Annotated in this window: 16 protein-coding genes; 4 read left to right on the top strand and 12 right to left on the bottom strand. The window is 60.9% G+C overall.

What is annotated here, in order from left to right; all coding sequences use genetic code 11:
- Positions 1 to 101: 101 nt before the first annotated feature.
- Positions 102 to 2,549 (bottom strand): acyl-CoA dehydrogenase, encoded by a 2,448-nt coding sequence (locus B2D37_RS09920; RefSeq protein ID WP_079202532.1) that lies wholly within the window; start codon positions 2,547 to 2,549, stop codon positions 102 to 104.
- A gap of 157 nt (positions 2,550 to 2,706) precedes the next feature.
- Between B2D37_RS09920 and B2D37_RS09915 the strand changes: the two genes are divergently transcribed.
- Complete coding sequence (locus tag B2D37_RS09915; RefSeq protein WP_079202531.1) at positions 2,707 to 3,363, top strand: transglutaminase family protein; 657 nt, start codon at positions 2,707 to 2,709, stop codon at positions 3,361 to 3,363.
- Positions 3,364 to 3,610: 247 nt separating this feature from the next.
- Here the strand turns inward: B2D37_RS09915 and folE are convergent, their stop codons facing one another.
- From folE to B2D37_RS09895, 4 genes are all read right to left on the bottom strand, one after another.
- Positions 3,611 to 4,159, bottom strand: coding sequence for a GTP cyclohydrolase I FolE (gene folE / locus B2D37_RS09910; protein WP_079202530.1), 549 nt, complete (start codon positions 4,157 to 4,159; stop codon positions 3,611 to 3,613).
- Positions 4,160 to 4,236: 77 nt separating this feature from the next.
- Positions 4,237 to 4,809, bottom strand: a complete 573-nt coding sequence (locus B2D37_RS09905) for a Smr/MutS family protein (protein ID WP_079202529.1) — start codon at positions 4,807 to 4,809, stop codon at positions 4,237 to 4,239.
- Positions 4,810 to 5,005: 196 nt separating this feature from the next.
- The gene (locus B2D37_RS09900) at positions 5,006 to 5,326 is read right to left on the bottom strand and encodes a hypothetical protein (protein WP_079202528.1); all 321 of its coding nucleotides are present in this window, start codon (positions 5,324 to 5,326) and stop codon (positions 5,006 to 5,008) included.
- A gap of 115 nt (positions 5,327 to 5,441) precedes the next feature.
- Positions 5,442 to 6,038: a cysteine hydrolase family protein gene (locus tag B2D37_RS09895; RefSeq protein ID WP_079202527.1), complete on the bottom strand. Its 597-nt coding sequence runs from the start codon at positions 6,036 to 6,038 to the stop codon at positions 5,442 to 5,444.
- 157 nt (positions 6,039 to 6,195) lie between these two features.
- On the opposite strand from B2D37_RS09895, the gene B2D37_RS23320 reads away from it, so the two are divergent.
- Complete coding sequence (locus B2D37_RS23320; protein ID WP_177345207.1) at positions 6,196 to 6,339, top strand: hypothetical protein; 144 nt, start codon at positions 6,196 to 6,198, stop codon at positions 6,337 to 6,339.
- Positions 6,340 to 6,482: 143 nt separating this feature from the next.
- Here B2D37_RS23320 and nhaD read toward each other — a convergent pair whose 3' ends face one another.
- Positions 6,483 to 7,712, bottom strand: a complete 1,230-nt coding sequence (gene nhaD / locus B2D37_RS09890) for a sodium:proton antiporter NhaD (RefSeq protein ID WP_256573198.1) — start codon at positions 7,710 to 7,712, stop codon at positions 6,483 to 6,485.
- A gap of 233 nt (positions 7,713 to 7,945) precedes the next feature.
- Between nhaD and prmB the strand changes: the two genes are divergently transcribed.
- The gene (prmB, locus tag B2D37_RS09885) at positions 7,946 to 8,860 is read left to right on the top strand and encodes a 50S ribosomal protein L3 N(5)-glutamine methyltransferase (RefSeq protein WP_079202525.1); all 915 of its coding nucleotides are present in this window, start codon (positions 7,946 to 7,948) and stop codon (positions 8,858 to 8,860) included.
- A 111-nt stretch (positions 8,861 to 8,971) separates the two neighbouring features.
- On the opposite strand, the gene B2D37_RS09880 is transcribed toward prmB, so the two are convergent.
- Together B2D37_RS09880 and B2D37_RS09875 are read right to left on the bottom strand one after the other, a co-directional pair.
- Positions 8,972 to 9,598 (bottom strand): LysE family translocator, encoded by a 627-nt coding sequence (locus B2D37_RS09880; RefSeq protein WP_079202524.1) that lies wholly within the window; start codon positions 9,596 to 9,598, stop codon positions 8,972 to 8,974.
- A 70-nt stretch (positions 9,599 to 9,668) separates the two neighbouring features.
- Complete coding sequence (locus B2D37_RS09875; RefSeq protein WP_079202523.1) at positions 9,669 to 11,018, bottom strand: NCS2 family permease; 1,350 nt, start codon at positions 11,016 to 11,018, stop codon at positions 9,669 to 9,671.
- Between the two features lie 630 nt (positions 11,019 to 11,648).
- Here B2D37_RS09875 and B2D37_RS09870 point away from each other — a divergent pair.
- Complete coding sequence (locus B2D37_RS09870; protein WP_079202522.1) at positions 11,649 to 12,419, top strand: GntR family transcriptional regulator; 771 nt, start codon at positions 11,649 to 11,651, stop codon at positions 12,417 to 12,419.
- A gap of 275 nt (positions 12,420 to 12,694) precedes the next feature.
- On the opposite strand, the gene guaD is transcribed toward B2D37_RS09870, so the two are convergent.
- The 4 genes from guaD to xdhA form a co-directional block, all read right to left on the bottom strand.
- Positions 12,695 to 13,999, bottom strand: a complete 1,305-nt coding sequence (guaD, locus tag B2D37_RS09865) for a guanine deaminase (protein WP_079202521.1) — start codon at positions 13,997 to 13,999, stop codon at positions 12,695 to 12,697.
- Between the two features lie 90 nt (positions 14,000 to 14,089).
- Positions 14,090 to 14,926, bottom strand: a complete 837-nt coding sequence (gene xdhC / locus B2D37_RS09860; RefSeq protein ID WP_079202520.1) for a xanthine dehydrogenase accessory protein XdhC — start codon at positions 14,924 to 14,926, stop codon at positions 14,090 to 14,092.
- Positions 14,927 to 15,114: 188 nt separating this feature from the next.
- On the bottom strand, positions 15,115 to 17,514 hold the full coding sequence (xdhB, locus tag B2D37_RS09855; protein WP_079202519.1) for a xanthine dehydrogenase molybdopterin binding subunit: 2,400 nt from the start codon (positions 17,512 to 17,514) through the stop codon (positions 15,115 to 15,117).
- The gene (gene xdhA, locus B2D37_RS09850) at positions 17,507 to 18,946 is read right to left on the bottom strand and encodes a xanthine dehydrogenase small subunit (RefSeq protein WP_079202518.1); all 1,440 of its coding nucleotides are present in this window, start codon (positions 18,944 to 18,946) and stop codon (positions 17,507 to 17,509) included. Before xdhA ends, xdhB begins: the two co-directional genes overlap by 8 nt.
- Between the last annotated feature and the right edge of the window lie 600 nt (positions 18,947 to 19,546).

Here is a 19,546-nt window from a genome sequence, read left to right as displayed (position 1 = left end):
GTGAACAACTACTGCGCAAGGCCGGGGTAGGAACCTCCGTGCGCCAGCACCCTTACTGCGCATGGCACAGTCTGCGGGAGCATGGCGCCAGGTCAGTGACTCTAGCGCACCTTGCCGCGGCCGAGTTTCAGTTCTTCCTTGGCGAAGTCGTCGACGTCGATCACCACGCGTCGCGCTGCTTCGGCCTGGTGCAGGCTCTGTGCTTCTTCTGCGGTGAGGATGCCGGCACTGGCTGCGGCGTCAATCAGGCTCTGTCCCGGCGCTTCCTGCAGTTGGTCGTCCTTGAGTGCCTGGTGCAGTTTTTTCTGCAGGGGTTGCACGCTTTGCAGCAGATCCATCGCCTGCTGCAGGGCGGCCACCGGGTCGTTCTCCGCCTGTGGCCGATAGCAGCCGGCGAGCAACTCTTCCAGGGCTGGATCGCCACTGTTGCGTCCGATGATCTCGGCGACCTGGGCATCCTGTGCGTCGCTCGGGCCTTTGTGTCGGCGGCCTAAGGGGAAGACCAGTACACGCAAGGCGCAACCGAGCAGCTTGTTCGGGAAGTTGCTGAGCAGTTCATCCAGCGCCTGCTCGGCGAGGCCCAGGCTTTCTTCCATGGCCCAGCACAGCAGCGGGCGTGAGTGCGCCGGATAATCCAGGTCGTGATAGCGCTTGAGCGCCGCCGAGGCCAGGTACAGGTGGCTGAGTACGTCGCCCAGGCGTGCGGAAAGCCGTTCGCGGCGTTTCAGTTCGCCGCCCAATAACATCATGCTCAAGTCGGCAATCAGGGCGAAGGCGGCAGCCAGGCGATTCAGTGCACGAAAGTAGGGGCGGCTGAGGTTATCGCCCGGCGCCTCGCTGAACCGGCCCAGGCCGAGGCTGAGGAGCAGGCTGCTGGCTGCGTTGCTCACGGCAAAGCCGATGTGTTGCAGCAGCAGTTCATCGAATTCCAGCAGTGCCTGCTGCTGGTCTTCGCGGTCGGCCAGGGCCATTTCCTTGAGCACATAAGGATGGCAGCGGATCGCGCCCTGGCCGAAGATCATCAGGTTGCGCGAGAGGATGTTGGCGCCTTCCACGGTGATGAAGATCGGCGCGCCTTGCCAGGAGCGGGCCAGGTAGTTGTTCGGGCCCATGATGATGCCCTTGCCACCGTGCACGTCCATGGCGTGGCTGATGCATTCGCGGCCACGTTCGGTCAGGTGGTATTTGAGAATCGCTGAGAGCACCGACGGCTTTTCGCCCAGATCCACTGCGTTGGCGGTGAGTATGCGCGCGCTGTCCATCAGCCAGGCGTTGCCGCCGATGCGGGCAAGGGCCTCCTGAATACCTTCGAAGGCCGCCAGCGGTAGATTGAATTGCTCGCGTATCTGGCTGTACTGGCCGGTAACCAGGCTGGTGAACTTGGCTGCTCCGGTACCTACCGCCGGGAGAGAGATGGAACGGCCGACCGACAGGCAGTTCATCAGCATCATCCAGCCTTTGCCGAGCATGTCCTGGCCACCGATCAGGAATTCCAGCGGGATGAAGACGTCTTTCCCCGAGTTCGGTCCGTTCATGAAGGCGGCGCCGAGTGGCAGATGGCGACGGCCGATCTCCACCCCGGGCGTGTCGGTGGGCACCAGGGCCAGGCTGATGCCGAGGTCTTCCTGTTCGCCGAGCAAGTGATCGGGGTCGTAGGCTTTGAATGCCAGGCCGAGCAGGGTCGCGACCGGGCCCAGGGTGATGTAGCGCTTTTCCCAGGTCAGGCGCAGGCCGAGCACTTCCTCGCCCTGCCACTGACCTTTGCAGATAATCCCAGTGTCGGGCATGGCTCCAGCGTCCGAGCCGGCCAGTGGGCCGGTAAGGGCGAAGCAGGGGATGTCATCGCCACGCGCCAGGCGCGGCAGGTAATGCTGGCGCTGCTCATCGGTACCGTAGTGCAGCAGTAACTCCGCCGGGCCGAGTGAGTTGGGCACCATTACGGTGGATGCCAGGTCGCCGCTGCGGGTGGCCAGTTTCATCGCTACCTGGGAATGGGCATAGGCGGAAAAGCCTTTGCCTCCGTATTCCTTGGGGATGATCAGGGCGAAAAAGCCATGCTGCTTGATGTGTTCCCAGGCCTTGGCCGGTAAGTCCATTTGCTGGCCGATTTCCCAGTCACTGACCATGGCGCAGAGTTGCTCGGTGGGGCCATCGATAAAGGCTTGTTCCTCCTCGCTCAATTGCGCCTTGGGGTAGGCCAGCAGTTTGTCCCAGTCCGGCCGGCCGCTGAAGAGTTCGCCATCCCACCAGACGCTACCGGCTTCGATGGCATCGCGTTCGGTGGCCGACATGGGCGGCAGTACCCGCTGGAACCAGGCGAACATCGGCGCGCTAAGCAGTTTTCGCCGTTGTTCCGGCAGCGCCAGCGGTAGTGCCACGACCAGAAGCAAGAGCCAGAAAACAGCCAAAAGCCAGGTTGGGGCGTGACTGAATAGGCCCATGAGAACCAGGTAGCCGGCAACCATGCCGAGAGCGGGCAGCGGTGCGGTGCGGCGGTGGGCCAGGTAGGCCGTAGCAACGACCAGAATGAGCAACCAGACAGCGAGCATGCAAAATCCTCCGTGACGACGAGTTGGAAAGAACCAGTGATGAGTTTAGCCGCCATCTACACAAAGATGGCAACAAGGGCGGCAAGCTTGGCCGGATTGTCGTGACATGCGCTCGATCGGCGTCGTTAGACTGGGTTTTCCGTCAGGAGGAACAACGATGCATGAATATCTGCAACCCGGCCGCTGCATCGATAGTGACCACCCGGCGCTGATTGAGTTCGCTGAAGCGTCGCGCGGCGGCAGTCGCGATCCGGTTGAGCAGGCAGTCAGGCTGTATTACGCGGTTCGCGATGGCATTCGTTATAACCCCTATGTCTTCAGTCGAGACCCGCAAACACTGAAAGGCAGTCATGCACTACTCAGTGGTGAGAGCTACTGCGTGCCGAAGGCCACGCTGCTGGCAGCCTGTGCGCGGCATTGCGGGATCCCTGCGCGGATCGGTCTGGCCGATGTGCGCAACCACCTGGCCACCCCGCGGTTGCTGGAGTTGCTGCGCAGCGAGGTGTTTGCCATGCACGGCTATACCGAATTGTATCTGCAGGGGCGCTGGGTCAAGGCTACCCCGGCGTTCAACCTGGAGCTGTGTCGGCTATTCAAGGTGGCGCCGCTGGAGTTCGATGGGCTTGGTGACAGCGTGTTCCATCCGTTCAATCAGCAAGGTCAGCGTTACATGGAGTATCTGCTCGACCATGGGCGCTTCGCAGACGTGCCGGAAGAGCTGTTCTTCAGCCATTTGGCGGCGGTCTATCCACATTTGTTCGCCGAGGATGTGCCGCCGCTTATGGGGGATTTTCAGGGCGAAGCCGAGGGCTAGAGCCGGCGCGGGGTGCAGGCTCTACTGGCAACTCGATTGCCGATATCAGGCCGAAGGCTTTGTCTTGCCTGAGGGTAGCCTGATAAATCGGTAAGGGCGGGAGGGGGCGTCCTGAGGCGAAAGCGGCTCGCAGGCCTGGCCTGCAGCCCAAAAAACATCGCGCCGGGACGGCCCTCCTACCAAAGCAGCTTGCCTGCGTCTGACTGATGAGTGCCGCCAGTCAGGTTTTCTCATGGCATGGCGCTGATCAGTTACTGATCAGGCTGAGAAATTCGCTGCGGGTGGCGGCGTTGTCACGGAATTCACCGAGCATCACCGAGGTGATCATCGAAGAGTTCTGCTTCTCCACCCCGCGCATCATCATGCACATGTGTTGGGCCTCGATCACCACGGCGACGCCAAGGGCACCGGTAACTTGCTGGATGGCTTCGGCGATCTGTCGGCTGAGATTCTCCTGGATCTGCAAGCGGCGGGCGTACATGTCGACGATCCGCGCGACCTTGGACAGGCCGAGCACCTTGCCGTTGGGAATGTAGGCGACGTGAGCCTTGCCGATGAACGGCAGCAGGTGATGCTCGCACAGCGAATACAGCTCGATGTGCTTGACCAGCACCATTTCACTGTTGTCTGAGCTGAACAGCGCGTTGTTGGTGACTTCTTCCAGGGTTTGCTGATAACCGCGGCAAAGATACTGCATGGCTTTGGCTGCACGCTTGGGGGTGTCGACCAGGCCTTCGCGGGATACGTCCTCGCCTAATTGACCAAGAATCGCGGTGTAATTCTGTTCCAGGGACATGGATCTTCCTGTGGCATCCGGGGGTAATACGCTAGCGCGCAGGGTAGGGGTGAGGTTCAGGTTCGAGACGTCTGCTATCACTCGTCGCGGCCATCCATCATGGTGCGTTTGAGCATCACATAAACCGCACCAGTACCGCCATGCTTGGCCACACAGGAGGTGAACCCGAGCACCTGTGGATGCTGGCGCAGCCAGGTGTTGACGTGGCTTTTGATCATCGGCTTACGGCCATCCATGCGCACGGCCTTGCCGTGGGTGATGCGCACGCAGCGCACCTCCAGTTTGGTGGCTTCGGCGAGAAACTCCCACAGGGTGTCGCGGGCTTTTTCCACGGTCATGCCGTGCAGATCAAGGCTGCCATCGAAGCTGATCTGGCCGAGTTTAAGCTTGCGCATCTGGCCTTCCTGCACGCCATTGGCGGCCCAGTACAGCGGGTCTTCGGCGCCGACGTCGATGACGAACTGGTCGGACAGGCCATCGACTTTGACCGTATCCACGCGCACGGTCGCCGCCTGGCGCAGGCTGGCCAACTGTTTGCGGTCAGGCTTGGCTTTGCCGGTATCGGCGCGGTCGTGCTTGATCGGCTTGACGCCGCGCAACTCGGCTTTGAACAGGGCGCTGTCGTTGTCTTCTCTGGTGTTGTCTTGCATCTGGGCCTCCGCGAAGGCCGCTAGTGTAACCAAGGCTGAGAGCTTGTGAAAAAAACTCTCGCCTACTGCGACCGCCCCCCAGGCGGCCGCTGCTGGCGTTGCGCCTGGCCGCGAACACCTGGAGACGCTCTCGCTACGGCGCTCGATATCTTCACACGCTCTGAGCGCTTTCGTGCTGCCTCGATCGAAGCAAGGGTCAGTCGCGTTTCTTCAGCAGATGCGGGGCCATGCTCAAATCGCTGGGACGGCGCAGGCGGCGTCGGCACAGGCGCCACATCGCGATGCCGGTCCACAGCAAGAACAGGCCGAGCACCAGCAGGACGGCCGCCGCACCGGTCGAATCGTTCAGTGCGCCAAGTGTCGGCGCCCGGCCGAGCAGGCTGGCTGCGCCGGCCATCGCCAACAGCACGCCAAAGGCGGCAAGCAATGCTGCCAGTATGGCGGCGAAGCGCATGCGCCAGCTGCTTGGCCCGCGTGGGCGCAGGCGGCGAGCATCGAAACCATCGGATAACTTCATTCCGATTTCCTTAGTGGGTATCGGCGGTATGACCGGCAGGTGGAGTGGTGGTTCCGGCGGCATGCCAGGCATGGCCGCAGGATGTGAGCTGGTCTGGGTTTGCTCGTCGTTCGCTTCAGATCAGGGAACTGGCTTGCGCTACCACCGCCGCGAAGTTGTCAGCCAGGGCAATGATCTCTGCGCGGTGCATGTCGGCGGCGCTGATGACCTTGCCGTCCAGTGTCGGCAGGTCGCGGGTGGCGCAGGCGGCATCGACCACCGTGCAGCGGTAGCCATAGTCCTTGGCTGCGCGCACCGTGGTGCTGATACTCGAGTGGGTCATGAAGCCGCAGACGATCAGGTCGAGGTGGCCAAGCGCTTGCAACTGGTCATGTAACTCGGTCCCGGAGAAGGCGTTGGGCATGCGTTTCTCCACCACGATCTCACCAGGCAGCGGTGCCGCCTCAGGCAGGTGGTGGCCGCGGGGGCCGCGGGGGTCGAGCAGGCCGTCGGGAATCCCCAGGTGCTTGACGTGGACGATAGAGGCGCCGCTGTTACGCGCGGCGGTCAGCAGTTTGGCGATCTCCGCGAGTGCCGGATCGAGCCCTGGCAGTTGCAGCACGCCGCTGCGGTACTCCTCTTGGGCGTCGATGATCAGCAGGGTCGCATTGCCCAGGGTGGCGGGGGCATGGCTGCGCCCTGTGAGCTGAAACAGTGTTTGCGGATGAGACATGACCTAACTCCTCGCTGGCGCGGACGACAGTCTCCATTGTCCGCCTGTGCGAGGCTGCTGTGAACCTCTTCGGTGCGCAGCCTTGCGCGCTCACGCGGGGACGAACAGCATCGAACCAATCCAGAGGGTCTGGAGTCGTACGCAAAAGGAGTTGCTTATGGCTTTGTGGTCACTGTTTTCCGCACATTTCTGGTTGTTGTTCGCCTTGGCGGTTTCCATCGCGGTATTTCGTGAACTCAGGCGCGAGCCGCATGAGCCATCCTTGCGCGCGCCACGGCGCAAGAAAACTGAGCGTTTGTGAAAAATTATCGCCTACTGCGAGCGCCCTCTGGCGTCCGTTGCTGGTGTTGCGTTACGCGAACACCAGGAGACGTTCTCGCTACGGCGCTCGAGATTTTCACAACCTCCGAGTGAGCGCCCGGCAGGTCGCCGGGCGCGGTTCGGTCAATAGAGGCCGAATACCTGGAACTGCAGGTACCAGACGCCCAGTGAAGCGAAGAAGTTGACCAGAATGGCCGGCAGGAACTTCAGGTGCACGCCAAAGCTGTAGCTCTTGTCCAGCGACATGGCCATGACCCCTGCAGCCGAGCCGACCACGGTCAACGAGCCGCCAATCCCGACCATCAAGGCGTTCAGTGCCCACTGATCGAGCCCCAGTTGTGGGTTGGACATCAGCGCTGCGGCTTCGACCGGCACGTTATCCATGACCCCCGAGGCGATGCCGAGAATCACGTTGACCCCGGTTGGGCTCATTACCTCGAACAGTTGCGAGATATAGGTCAGCCAGCCGACGTGGTTGAGGCAGGCAACCGAGGTGATGATGCCGATAAAGAACAGCAGGGCGTTCCATTCGACCTTCTGCAGTTGATCCTGCCAGGGCAGTTCGATGCCGCGGCGCATCAGTAGCCAAGCGTAGAGCGCGACCAGGCCCAGGCCGATACCGATGGCGAATTCGATGCTGACCTTGAACAGGATGTTGCACAGCACCGCGCCGACCACGGCGAAGAAACCAACGATGGCCAGCCCCGCGCCTCCGGGCTTGAGGCCGGTTTCCGACGGGTCGGCCAGGTGGATCAGGGCCTGGCCATCCAGCTTGCGCAAATAGAAGAAATGCAAGGTGGCGGCGAACAGCAGCCAACCGATCAGGGCCGAGGGAATCAACAGCAACAGCCCGGCGATACTGATCTTGCCCGCCAACACCACCATCAGGCTGGTTGAGGTGCCGAGAAACCACACGCCGCTATTGGACGCCACGACGATATTGCACAGCGCCACATGGGTGTAACGCTGGTTGGTGGAGATGCTTTTCACCGTCTTGCCAAAGATCATCGCAGTGGTGATGTTGTTGAGAAACGGCGAAAGCAGCGCCGACAGTGCGCCGGTGGCCCAGAACATGCCTTTGGCTCCCAGGCCTTTGCGCATCAGGTAGCCGTTTAGGGCGGTGAACACGTTTCGCTCATTGAGTAATTCCACAATCATCCACATGAACGCCATGAAGGCGATCAGGCCGAACAGTTCTTCCTTGGCCTCGCTTTGCGCGTGGAGGAAGTACTGGAAGCCGTTGGGGTCATTGATGGCGTAGTGGGCACCGATTACGATCAAGCCGGACATCATGAACATGGCAGGCTTGAATTTATCCATCTCCAATTGAGCTTCAAAAACGATAAGCGTCATGCCAAACAGGAATATCGCCAGCACGAGCAAGCCCGTGAGCGAGAAGGGTTCTATGACCATTTGGGGTGGAACTCGGAAGGAAGAGGGAAGGGTTGAGAAATCGTTACAAATTATATCGGAGCCCCTGGCGCGCGGGCAGTGGCCAGGGCTCGACTTCGCTGATTTATTTTCGTCCCTGCGTGCAGGGCGAGTGGTTCGGCTAAACTGCCCGACTTTTGCCAGGAGAGACGCTTGTGACTGCTACTCGTTTACGTACCCTGCGTGATTACATCCGCTGGGCTGTCAGTTGTTTCAATCGCGAAGAGCTGTTCTTCGGTCATGGCAGCGACAATGCTTGGGACGAGGCCCGCCAGTTGGTGCTGGGTGCAGTGCATCTGCCTTGGGAGATCGCCGACAGCTACCTCGACTGCCGCCTGGAGGATGACGAGCATGCGCATCTGCAAGCCTTGCTCAAACGTCGCATCGAGGAGCGCGTACCGACCGCCTACCTGTTGGGCGAGGCCTGGTTCTGTGGCCTGCCATTCATCGTCGATGAGCGTGTGCTGATTCCCCGCTCACCGATTGCCGAGCTGATCGAGCAACATTTCCAGCCCTGGCTGACCCAGGAACCTGCACGGATTCTCGACCTGTGCAGTGGCTCCGGCTGCATCGGTATTGCCTGCGCCTACGAATTTCCCGAGGCCGAGGTGGTATTGGCTGACCTGTCGTATGAGGCGCTGGAGGTGGCCAACCAGAATATCGAGCGCCACCAGCTGGATGAGCGCGTCTACACCGTGCAGGGCGATGGCTTTGACGGATTGCCGGGGCAGCGCTTCGATTTGATCGTGTCCAACCCGCCCTATGTCGATGCCGAAGATTTCGCCGACATGCCGGTCGAATACCAGCATGAGCCGGCTTTGGGCCTGGCGTGCGGCGAGGATGGTCTGAATCTGGTACGGCGCATGCTGGCCGAAGCGGCCGATCATCTGCATGACAAGGGCTTGCTGATCGTCGAAGTTGGCAACAGCCAGGTGCATGTCAGCGCCCTGTACCCGGAAGTGGACTTCACCTGGCTGGAGTTCGAGCGCGGTGGCCATGGTGTGTTCCTGCTGGCGGCTCAGCAATGCCGTGAGCATCAGGCGTTGTTTCTCGAGCGTCTTGCCGGCTGATGGCGCTGCCTCGGCGGTAGCGCGGCTGACACCTGCAGCTTTGCTGGGGTTGCGCGGGAGTGTCGACGGTGTGCCGCGCCGCGGCCAAGTGCGCCGCTACACGCTTGGCAATCAGCGGCTCAGCAACGAAGCCGCGCCAGCACCGCCAAACAGGGCTGCGCTAACCCGGTTGAACCACACCTGACCTTTGCCCGAACGCAGGTAGCGCGCCGCGCCACGGGCGCTGAGGCCATAGAACAGCTTGCAGCTCAGGTCGAGTACTGCCCAGGAGGCAATCAGCACCAGCAACTGGCTCAGCATCGGCCGTTCGGCGCTCATGAACTGCGGCAGGAAGGCGGCGAAGAACAGAATGTCCTTGGGGTTGCTCGCGCCTAGGCCGAAGGCCTTCCAGAACATGCTCTGAAAGCTCGGGTTGATCGCTTGCTCCTCGGCGCTTACCGGCTGGGCTGCTTGGCGCGAGGCCTGCCAGCTCTGCCAGGCGAGGTAGAACAGGTAGAGCGCGCCGACGATCTTCAGGGCGCTGAACAACTGCTCTGAGGCCAATAGCAAGGCGCCAAGACCAAGCGCCGAGGCGCTGAGCAGGCAGATCGAGGCCGATACCCCGCCGAGAAACGCTGGCAGCGAGCGGCGCAGACCATAATTCAGGCTGTTGCTGACCATCAGCAACGACAGCGGCCCGGGGATCAGAATCACGATCAGCGCGGCGCTGCTGAACAACAGCCAGGTTTCCAGACTCATTGAATGCTCTCCCTTATATGGAAAAGCCCCAGCGTCGAAACGCTGAGGCTTGGTACTGCTTGGGCCAACCTTACAGGAAGGCGAACTTGGCGATAAAGATGATGCACAGCACATAGAGGCTGACGGAAACCTTGTCACGTTGGCCAGTCAGCAGCTTCAGCGAGGCGTAAGTCAGAAAGCCCAGGGCAATGCCGTTGGCGATAGAGAAGGTCAGCGGCATCATCACCACGGTAACGATCGCCGGAATGGTGTCGGTCTGATCTTTCCAGTCGATATGTGCCAGGCCGCTCATCATCAGCATGGCGACATAGATCAGTGCGCCTGCAGTGGCATAGGCGGGAATCATGCCGGCCAGTGGGGCAAAGAACATCGCAGCCAGGAACAAGACACCAACGGTTACCGCAGTCAGACCGGTGCGGCCGCCTGCGGCCACGCCAGAGGCGCTTTCTACGTAGCTGGTCACGGGCGGGCAACCGACCAGGGAGCCAATCACGCTGGAGGTGCTGTCAGCTTTCAGGGCTTGCGAGAGGTTCTGGATCTTGCCGTCTTCATCGACCAGGTTGGCACGATGGGCAACGCCCATCAGGGTGCCTGCGGTGTCGAACATGTTGACGAAGAGGAACGACAGAATCACGCTGATCATCGAGATCTGGAAGGCGCCGGCGATATCCATCGCCAGGAAGGTCGGAGCCAGGCTCGGCGGCATCGACACCACCCCGCTGTACTCGACCAGGCCCATGGCCATGCCAATGCCCGTTACCGCCAGCATGCTGAACAGGATGGCGCCAAACACGTTGCGATGGCTGAGCACGGCGATTAGCAAGAAGCAGATGGCGGCCAGCAGCGCGTTAGGATTGGCGAAGCTGCCCATAGTCAGCAGGGTAGCCGGACTGTCGACCACAATGCCGGCGGTTTTCAGGCCGATCAGGCCGAGGAACAGGCCGACACCGGCGCCCATGGCAAAGCGCAGGCTCATGGGGATGCTGTTGAGCAGCCATTCGCGAATGCGTGACAGGCTCATGATCATGAACAGGATGCCGGAGAGGAATACCGCCCCCAGTGCGATTTCCCATGTATAGCCCATGTCGCCGACTACGGTAAAAGTGAAAAACGCGTTCAAGCCCATGCCGGGCGCAAGGCCTACTGGCCAGTTGGCATACAGGCCCATGAGGAAGCAGCCCAGTGCAGCACCCACACAGGTGGCGACAAAGGCTGCGCCCTGATCTACGCCTGCCATTGCCATGATGTTGGGGTTGACGAAGATGATGTAGACCATGGTGAAGAAGGTGGTGATGCCTGCAATCAGTTCGGTTTTGATGTTGGTGCGGTGTTCGGTCAGTTTGAAAAAGCGATCGAGCAGGCCAGGTTTGACCAGCCCTTGGACGTGAGTTGCATGTTGTTCTTGTTTAGCGCTTTCCACAGTGGGTACTCCTCATCTCTCTTGTTGTGTACCACCCAGAGTCGTTATTGCGCACGCTGCGGCTCTCTGAGGTAGGTGGTGTATTTGGGTGTGCTAACTGGCCATTTGTTGACCATAAGGTCAGAAAACTACACTGGTGCGATTATGATGTTGTATACAAAAAAAGCAAATAATGTTTTATGTTTTCGATCGGATGCGAGATCAGTGTCATGCGAGGCTGTTGCACTGCTTTAAGCGCGGCAATTGCCTCCATTTTGTATTAAAAAAAACTATTAAAAACAGTTAGATAATAATAATTATCAGAATTTTTACAGTGCTTGCGGCGAGCGTTTTTGCGTGACTATCAGTACGACCAATGGTGCCTTTAGCTGATTTTTTTGGCAGAAAAACCGTTTCTTATAAGAAATCAATTTAGTGGTATCCAGCTGCGCTGGAAGCCAGGCAACGGCCGAGAGGGCTGAGTAGCCATTGCGTGGTATCACGAGGGTTGTGCATATCGTGTACGAATTGATCGAATTGTGTACAATGCGTCGGTATTTTTTCTGTTTTTCGCCACGTACTGCTTGCCAGTCACTGGGTGAATAGCAGTAGAGTCTCGGAACAGGCCGAACCTCTTTAACGCGAGCCAGAATGAACGAGCAATTGCAGCCTCTCAAGAAACTGCCGGGTACCGGAAAAAGCAGCCATAGCGGGACTCAGGACGATATTGTCTACGCGCATATCTTCGACGCTATCCTCGAACAGCGTCTGGCGCCGGGCACCAAGCTGAGCGAAGAGGCTTTGGGCGAAATCTTCGGCGTCAGTCGCACCATCATCCGCCGCGCCTTGTCGCGTCTGGGCCACGAAAGCGTCGTGCTGCTACGACCCAATCGTGGTGCGGTGGTAGCCAGCCCTAGCGTGGAAGAAGCCCGGCAGATTTTTTATGCACGGCGTATGGTCGAGCGCGCAATTACCGAATTGGCAGTCGTGCATGCCACGGCCGAGCAACTGGCCGAATTGCGCCAGATGGTCAAGGACGAGCAAACCTGTTTCTCCCGTGGTGATCGTGGTGCGGGTATCCGTCTGTCTGGCGAGTTCCACCTGAAGTTGGCCGTGGCGGCGAAGAACGCGCCGCTGGTCAGTTTCCAGCGCAGCCTGGTGTCGCAGACCTCCCTGATCATCGCCCAGTATGAAAGCGGTAACCGCTCGCACTGCTCCTACGACGAGCACAACCAGCTGATCGATGCCATCGAGGCCCGCGATGCGACCAAGGCAGTGAGCCTGATGATGCATCACATGGATCATATCGACAGCAAGCTCAACCTCGACGAAGAGAGCGCCTCGGATGACCTGCACGCGGTGTTCTCGCACCTGTTGCAGACTGCCAAGAAGAAGCCAGGACGCGGCACCGCCAACCGTTGATCGTAGTACCAACGAAAGAGCCCCGGTGCGCAAGCCTCGGGGCTTTTTCGTTGGCGATGGGCGGCGATCCGTTCGGCGGTAGGGTAGCTTCGTCGGTTGGGCGTTGCGGTGCAGGGTTACGCTCACGGTCTCAGACGGCGCGTAACCCAACAGCGATGTATGCAACCCCGCATCATGGCGTGCAATCACGGTGGGTTACGCGGCGCTCGAATACTCGGCCGGATTCAGCCGTTGTAGTCATGCGCCGCTAACCCACCCTACGGGATTGCGGCCCCTCAATCCCGACGATGTACCGACCGGCCAGCGGCGAAGGTTTCCTTGATCGCGCGGTCGTCGCCGAGCATGGTCAGGGCGAACAGCTTCTCGGCCAGGCTCTTGGCCTGTTGCATGCGATAGCTGATCAGCGGCGTGGCGTTGTAATCCAGCACCACGAAGTCGGCATCCTTGCCGCTGGCGAAGTTGCCGATCTTGTCGTCCAGATACAGCGCGTTGGCACCGCCCAGTGTCGCCAGGTACAGCGATTTGAACGGGTCGAGTTTCTTGCCCTGCAATTGCATGATCTTGTACGCCTCGTTCAGCGACTGCAGCTGGCTGAAGCTGGTGCCAGCACCGACGTCGGTGCCCAAGCCGACGCGCACGCCGTGCTGTTCCAGCTTGGCCAAGTCGAACAGGCCGCTGCCGAGGAACAGGTTGGAAGTAGGGCAGAAGGCCACGGCTGAGCCGGTTTCGGCCAGGCGCTGGCATTCCGCATCGCACAGGTGCACGCCGTGGGCGAACACCGAACGCGCGCCGATCAGCTTGAAGTGGTCGTAGACGTCCAGGTAGCCGCTGCGTTCGGGAAACAGCGCCTTGACCCATTCGATCTCCTGACGGTTCTCGGACAGGTGGGTGTGCATATACAGGTCGGGGTATTCCTGGAAAAGCTTGCCGGCCAGCGTCAGTTGCTCCGGCGTGCTGGTCGGGGCGAAGCGCGGGGTCACGGCATAGTGCAGGCGGCCCTTGCCGTGCCAGCGCTCGATCAACTCCTTGCTGTCGGCGTAGCCGGACTCCGCAGTGTCGGTCAGGTAGTCCGGGGCGTTGCGATCCATCAGCACCTTGCCGGCGATCATCCGCAGGTTCAGCGCCTCGGCGGCCTCGAAGAAGGCGTCCACCGACTGCTTGTGCACGCTGCCGAACACCAGGGCGGTGGTGGTGCCGTTGCGCAGCAGTTCCTTGAGGAAGATGCCGGCTACGTCAGCGGCGTGGGCCTTGTCTTCGAACTGGCGCTCGGTGGGGAAGGTGTAGGTATTCAGCCAGTCCAGCAACTGCTCGCCGTAGGAGGCGATCATCCCGGTCTGCGGATAATGGATATGGGTATCGATAAAGCCGGGTGTGATCAGCGCGTCCGGGTACTCGGTGATTTCAACGCCCTTGAGCGTGGGCAGCAGATCGGCGGCGTGGCCGACCTGGGCAATCTGACCGTCCTCGACCAGCAGCAAGCCGTCCTCGAAATACTCGTAGGACTGCTCGACGCCGACCACGGCTGGGTCGGCAAGGCTGTGCAGGATGGCGGCGCGGTAGGCTTGCATATTGCTGGTCATCTATTACGTCTCGATTTTGGGGCTGGCGCTGCATCGGGTGCGCCATGCACACCGTCGACAATGCGGGGTTATTAGTGCGCGCGGCGCAGCCTAAGGTTGGGCGCGACGGGAATGGGGCAGCAGCTTGGCGACGGAGGTTTCACCTTTTTTTACGTCCTGGCCGAAAGCGGCGTTGTAGGTGGCGATCACCTCGCCGGCGATGGACACGGCGATTTCGATCGGCAGCTTGCCTTTGACCTCGGGCAAACCCAGCGGGCAGCGCATACGCTGCACCACCTCCGGTTGGAAGCCGCGGTCGCGCAGGCGGTGTTCGAATTTGGCGCGTTTGCTCTTCGAGCCAATCAGCCCGTAGTAGGCGAAATCGTTGCGCTTGAGGATGGCCGCGGTCAGCTCCAGGTCGAGCTGATGGTTGTGGGTCATGACGATAAAGTAACTGCCGGCGGGCATGCTATCGACTTCGTCGACCACTTCGTCATTGACCACTTTCTCCACGCCGCTGGGAATCTGCTCGGGAAACTCGTTTTCCCGCGAGTCGATCCAGCGCACCTTGCACGGCAGGCTGGCGAGCAGCGGTACCAGGGCGCGGCCAACATGGCCGGCGCCGAACACGGCGATCTGCGCCTGCGGTTGGCCCATCGGTTCGAACAGCAGCACGGTGGCGCCGCCGCAGCATTGGCCGAGGCTGGCGCCGAGATTGAAACGCTCCAGGCGGGTGTCCTGGCTGCGGCTTTCGAGCATCTCACGGGCCAGCGCCATCGCCTTGTATTCCAGGTGGCCGCCGCCGATGGTTTCGAAGATACGCTCGGTGGTGACCACCATTTTCGAGCCGGCGTTGCGCGGCGTCGAGCCGAGTTCTTCGATGATGGTCACCAACACGCAAGGCTGGCCTTGCTGCTGCAGGTCGGCGAGGGCGCTGATCCAGCTCATTTGCTCAGCCTCCAGGTAGGTGGCAGTTGTCCGGGGCGCGGTAGGCGCCAGTTGCTCGGCGACGGATCCAATATTGGAACCGGCGCTGGCGGTGTCGGGTGGTTTTTCGCGTCGGTGTGTTTTGTCATTGTTTTACACCTGTTGGATTCAGGCTCTAGCCCGGATGTACGCCGGGCTAGAGGATTGCGTTACGCCGGCTCAACCGCTGCTGCGTGAGCAGGCTTGGCGGTTTGCTGCAGTTTCTTCATCTGCTCCACACCCCAGAGCACACGCTCCGGCGTGGCGGGGGCGTCGATGTTCGGCTGTACGCGGTAGTCAGCCAGGCTGGCCACCGCATCCTTGATCGCGCACCAGACAGCGATGCCGAGCATGAACGGCGGCTCGCCGACGGCCTTGGAGTGGAACACCGTGTCTTCCGGGTTCTTGCGGTTCTCCACCAGCTTGACCCGCAGGTCCAGCGGCATGTCGGCAATCGCCGGGATCTTGTAGCTGGCCGGGCCGCTGGTCATCAGCTTGCCCTTGGCGTTCCACACCAGTTCTTCCATGGTCAGCCAGCCCATGCCCTGGACGAACGCACCTTCCACCTGGCCGATGTCGATGGCCGGGTTCAGCGAGGCGCCAACGTCATGCAGGATGTCGGTGCGCAGCATCTTGTACTCGCCGGTCAGGGTGTCGACGATCACCTCGGCGCAGGCGGCGCCGTAGGCGAAGTAGTAGAACGGCCGGCCGGCGGCTTTTTCACGGTCGTAGAAGATCTTCGGCGTGCGATAGAAGCCGGTGCTGGAGAGCGAGACCTGGGCGAAGTAGGCCTTCTGGATCAACTCCTCGAACGACAGGAACTGGCCGCGCACGCGCACTTGGCCGTTACGGAACTCGACGTCTTCCGGGGTGACCTTGTACTCGCGCACCAGGAAGTCGACCAGGCGCTGCTTGATGGTTTCGGCGGCGTTCTGCGCGGCCTTGCCATTGAGGTCAGTACCCGAGGAGGCGGCGGTCGGCGAGGTGTTGGGCACCTTGTCGGTGTTGGTCGCGGTGATCTGGATGCGCGAGGTTTCGACCTGGAACACTTCGGCGACTATCTGCGCCACCTTGGTGTTGAGGCCCTGGCCCATCTCGGTGCCGCCGTGGTTCAGATGGATGCTGCCGTCGGTGTAGATGTGGATCAGCGCGCCGGCCTGGTTGAGGAAGGTGGCGGTGAAACTGATGCCGAACTTGACCGGAGTCAGCGCCAGGCCTTTCTTCAGCACCGGGTTCTTGGCATTGAAGGCGCGGATTTGCTCGCGGCGCTGGGCGTACTCGCTGCTGGCCTCTAGGTCGGCGGTCATCTCGGCGAGCATGTTGTGCTCGACCGTCTGGTGGTAGTGGGTGACGTTGCGTTCGGTCTTGCCGTAGTAGTTGAGCTTGCGCACTTGCAGTGGGTCCTTGCCCAGGCTGCGCGCGACCGCATCCATGACCTCCTCGATGGCGACCATGCCCTGCGGGCCGCCGAAACCGCGGTAGGCGGTGTTCGAGGCGGTATTGGTCTTGCAGCGGTGGCCATTGATGGTGGCGTTGCCGAGGAAATAGGCGTTGTCCGAGTGGAACATGGCGCGGTCGACGATGGAGCCGGACAGGTCCGGCGAATAACCACAGTTACCGGCCAGTTCCAGTTGGATTCCGTGCAGCAGGCCGTTGTCGTCGAAGCCGACGTCATATTCCACATAGAACGGGTGGCGTTTGCCGGTGATGCTCATGTCTTCCATGCGCGGCAGGCGCATCTTGGTCGGCCGACCGGTGAGGTGGGCAATCACCGCACACAGGCACGCTGGACCGGCGGCCTGGGTTTCCTTGCCGCCGAAGCCACCACCCATGCGGCGCATGTCGATGACGACCTTGTGCATCGGTACGCCTAGCACTTCGGCGACCAGTTTCTGCACTTCGGTGGCGTTCTGCGTCGAGGTGTAAACGATCATGCCACCGTCTTCGCTAGGCATCACCGAGGAAATCTGGGTCTCCAGATAGAAATGTTCCTGGCCGCCGATATGCAGTTTTCCTTGCAGGCGACGCGGGGCGCTGGCCAGCGCGGAGGCAGAATCGCCGATCTTGTGCTGGTGGCTGTCGAGGACGAAATGCTTCTTGCGCAGGGCATCCTCCACGTCCAGTACCGGCTCAAGGTCTTCGTATTCGATGATCGCCGCCATGGCGCCTTTGCGGGCGTTTTCCAGGCTGTCGGCGGCCACGGCGATGACCACCTGGCCGACGTATTCAACCTTGCCATCGGCCAGCAACGGATCGCCGGCAACCACCGGGCCGATATCCAGCTGGCCCGGCACGTCCTTGCTGGTGATGGCGATGGCCACCCCCGCAATTGCATAGCAGGGCGCGGTATCGATGCTGAGGATGCGGGCATGGGCGCGATCGCTCATGCGCGCATAGACGTGTAATTGGTTAGGGAATTCCAGGCGGTCGTCGACATACACGGCTTCGCCGGACACATGCTTGTCCGCGCTGTCATGCTTGACGCTGCGGCCGACGCCGGTGGTGATCTCGGCGCGGAACAGCTCGGCCAGCTCTTCTTGAGTCTTGCTGGTTTTGTGATGGCTAGACATAGGCGGTCACCCGGGTTTCGACTTCAGGAGCTTGCAGCTCGAGAAAGAATTTACGCAGCAGGTTCTGCGCGATAAGCAGGCGGTATTCCTTACTGGCACGGAAGTCGCTGAGCGGCGTGAAGTCTTCGGCCAGCGCCGCACAAGCGCGCTCGACTGCTTCTGGACCGCAGGCGGCCCCGGTCAACGCAGCTTCGCAGGCGGTGGCACGCTTGGGCGTCGCGGCCATGCCGCCGAAAGCGATGCGCGCTTCTTGTACCACGCCGTCTTCGATACGCAGGTTGAACGCGGCGCACACCGCGGAGATGTCATCGTCCAGGCGCTTGGAGACTTTATAGGCGCGAAACGCCTGGGTGCTCTGGGCGCGCGGTACCAGGATCTTCTCGATAAATTCGGCTTCCTGGCGGGCGGTCACCTTGTAATCGAGAAAGTAGTCTTCGATCGGCAGGCTGCGGCTGTCGCTGCCTTTGCGCAAAACGATCTGCGCACCGAGGGCGATCAGCAGCGGCGGGGCGTCGCCAATCGGTGAGGCGTTGCCAATGTTGCCACCCAGGGTGCCTTGGTTGCGGATCTGCAGGGAGGCGAAGCGGTGCAGCAGTTCGCCGAAGTCCGGGTAGTCCTCGGCCAGCACGGCGTAGCAGTCGGACAGTGAAGTAGCGGCGCCGATCTCGATGCTCTCGGCCGTCACATCCACGCGCTTCATCGATTCGATGTGGCCTACGTAGATCATCACCGGCAGTTCGCGGTGGAACTGGGTGACTTCCAGGGCCAGGTCGGTGCCGCCGGCGAGAATACGGGCCTCGGGGTTGGCGGCGTAGAGGTCGGCCAGGTCGGCGACGGTCAGCGGCAGCAGGCAGCGCTTGTCGCCGCTGTTCAGCTCGGCGGTTTCGCGCGGGGCGATGGTCTTGAGTTGCGCGACAGTGTCGGCCTCGAAGGCGTCGAATTGATCCGGCTGCTTCTGGCCGCAGGCCTGCTCGGCGGCGTCGATGATCGGTCTGTAGCCGGTGCAGCGACACAGATTGCCGGCCAGGGCTTCCAGGGTGTCGGCCTTGTCGAAGCCGCTGCTGTTCTTTTGCAGGGCGAACAGCGACATGACGAAGCCCGGGGTGCAGAAGCCGCACTGCGAACCATGGCAGTCGACCATGGCCTGTTGCACGCTGTGCAGCTGGCCTTGGTGCTTGAGGTCTTCGACGCTGATCAGTTGCTTGCCGTGCAAGCTGGAGACGAAGGTCAGGCAGGAATTCAGCGTGCGATAACGCACGCGCTCGCCATCCAGTTCGCCGACCACCACGGTGCAGGCACCGCAATCGCCTGAGGCGCAGCCTTCTTTGGTGCCGGGTTTGCCGACATGCTCACGCAAGTACTGGAGCACGGTGACGTTAGGGTCGAGGGCATGCTCAGTACGCAGCTCCCGGTTGAGTAAAAACTGGATCAAGGACGACCTCCAGGCACTTTATTGTTGTCGTATCAGAGCTGCTAGAACACCAGCGCAGCAGCGTGCGGCGTTTTGACACGGCTCGGCATGGGGCAAATTTAGAGTTTTCTGACTTTAGGGTCAACAAATATTTGACTCTTTGGTCAGGTGGTTGTCATGCGATTCGGTTATGAGCGCCCCAAAAGCGTCCTGGCCTGTTTAAACGCTAGCTGGTTTTATGCCAAGTACGGCTCAGGGCGCGGGGATTGGAAGGCGATAACGAAAAGCCAAAGGCTTTCCCGCTGGAATAATGCAGGTTTGTAGTCGAATAAGGTCTGGACAGGGTAGGGCGGACATAGTGAATGGTTGTCCGCCATCTGGGCTGCAAACGGTGAACTAGGCTTCGCCATGTCCACCTTACAAAAGCACGGCTCATATGCAACAGCACATGTTGCTGGCCCTGCAGGCCAGCGAATTATTGTCGGAGGGATAGGTCGCTCGGAGGCTAGGACAATCCATTCGCCTAACCATCCCGTCCGGTTCTGCTGCTCATTCTCAAAGCCGTCTCCAGCCCCTTGGCCCGGTAACGCCCTGTGTTACACTCGCGCCCTGCATTTGTCC

The sequence above is a fragment of the Pseudomonas sp. CC6-YY-74 genome, assembly GCF_002025205.1.
Lineage (GTDB): Bacteria > Pseudomonadota > Gammaproteobacteria > Pseudomonadales > Pseudomonadaceae > Aquipseudomonas > Aquipseudomonas paeninsulae.
This window is presented reverse-complemented; position numbering and strand designations above follow the sequence as displayed.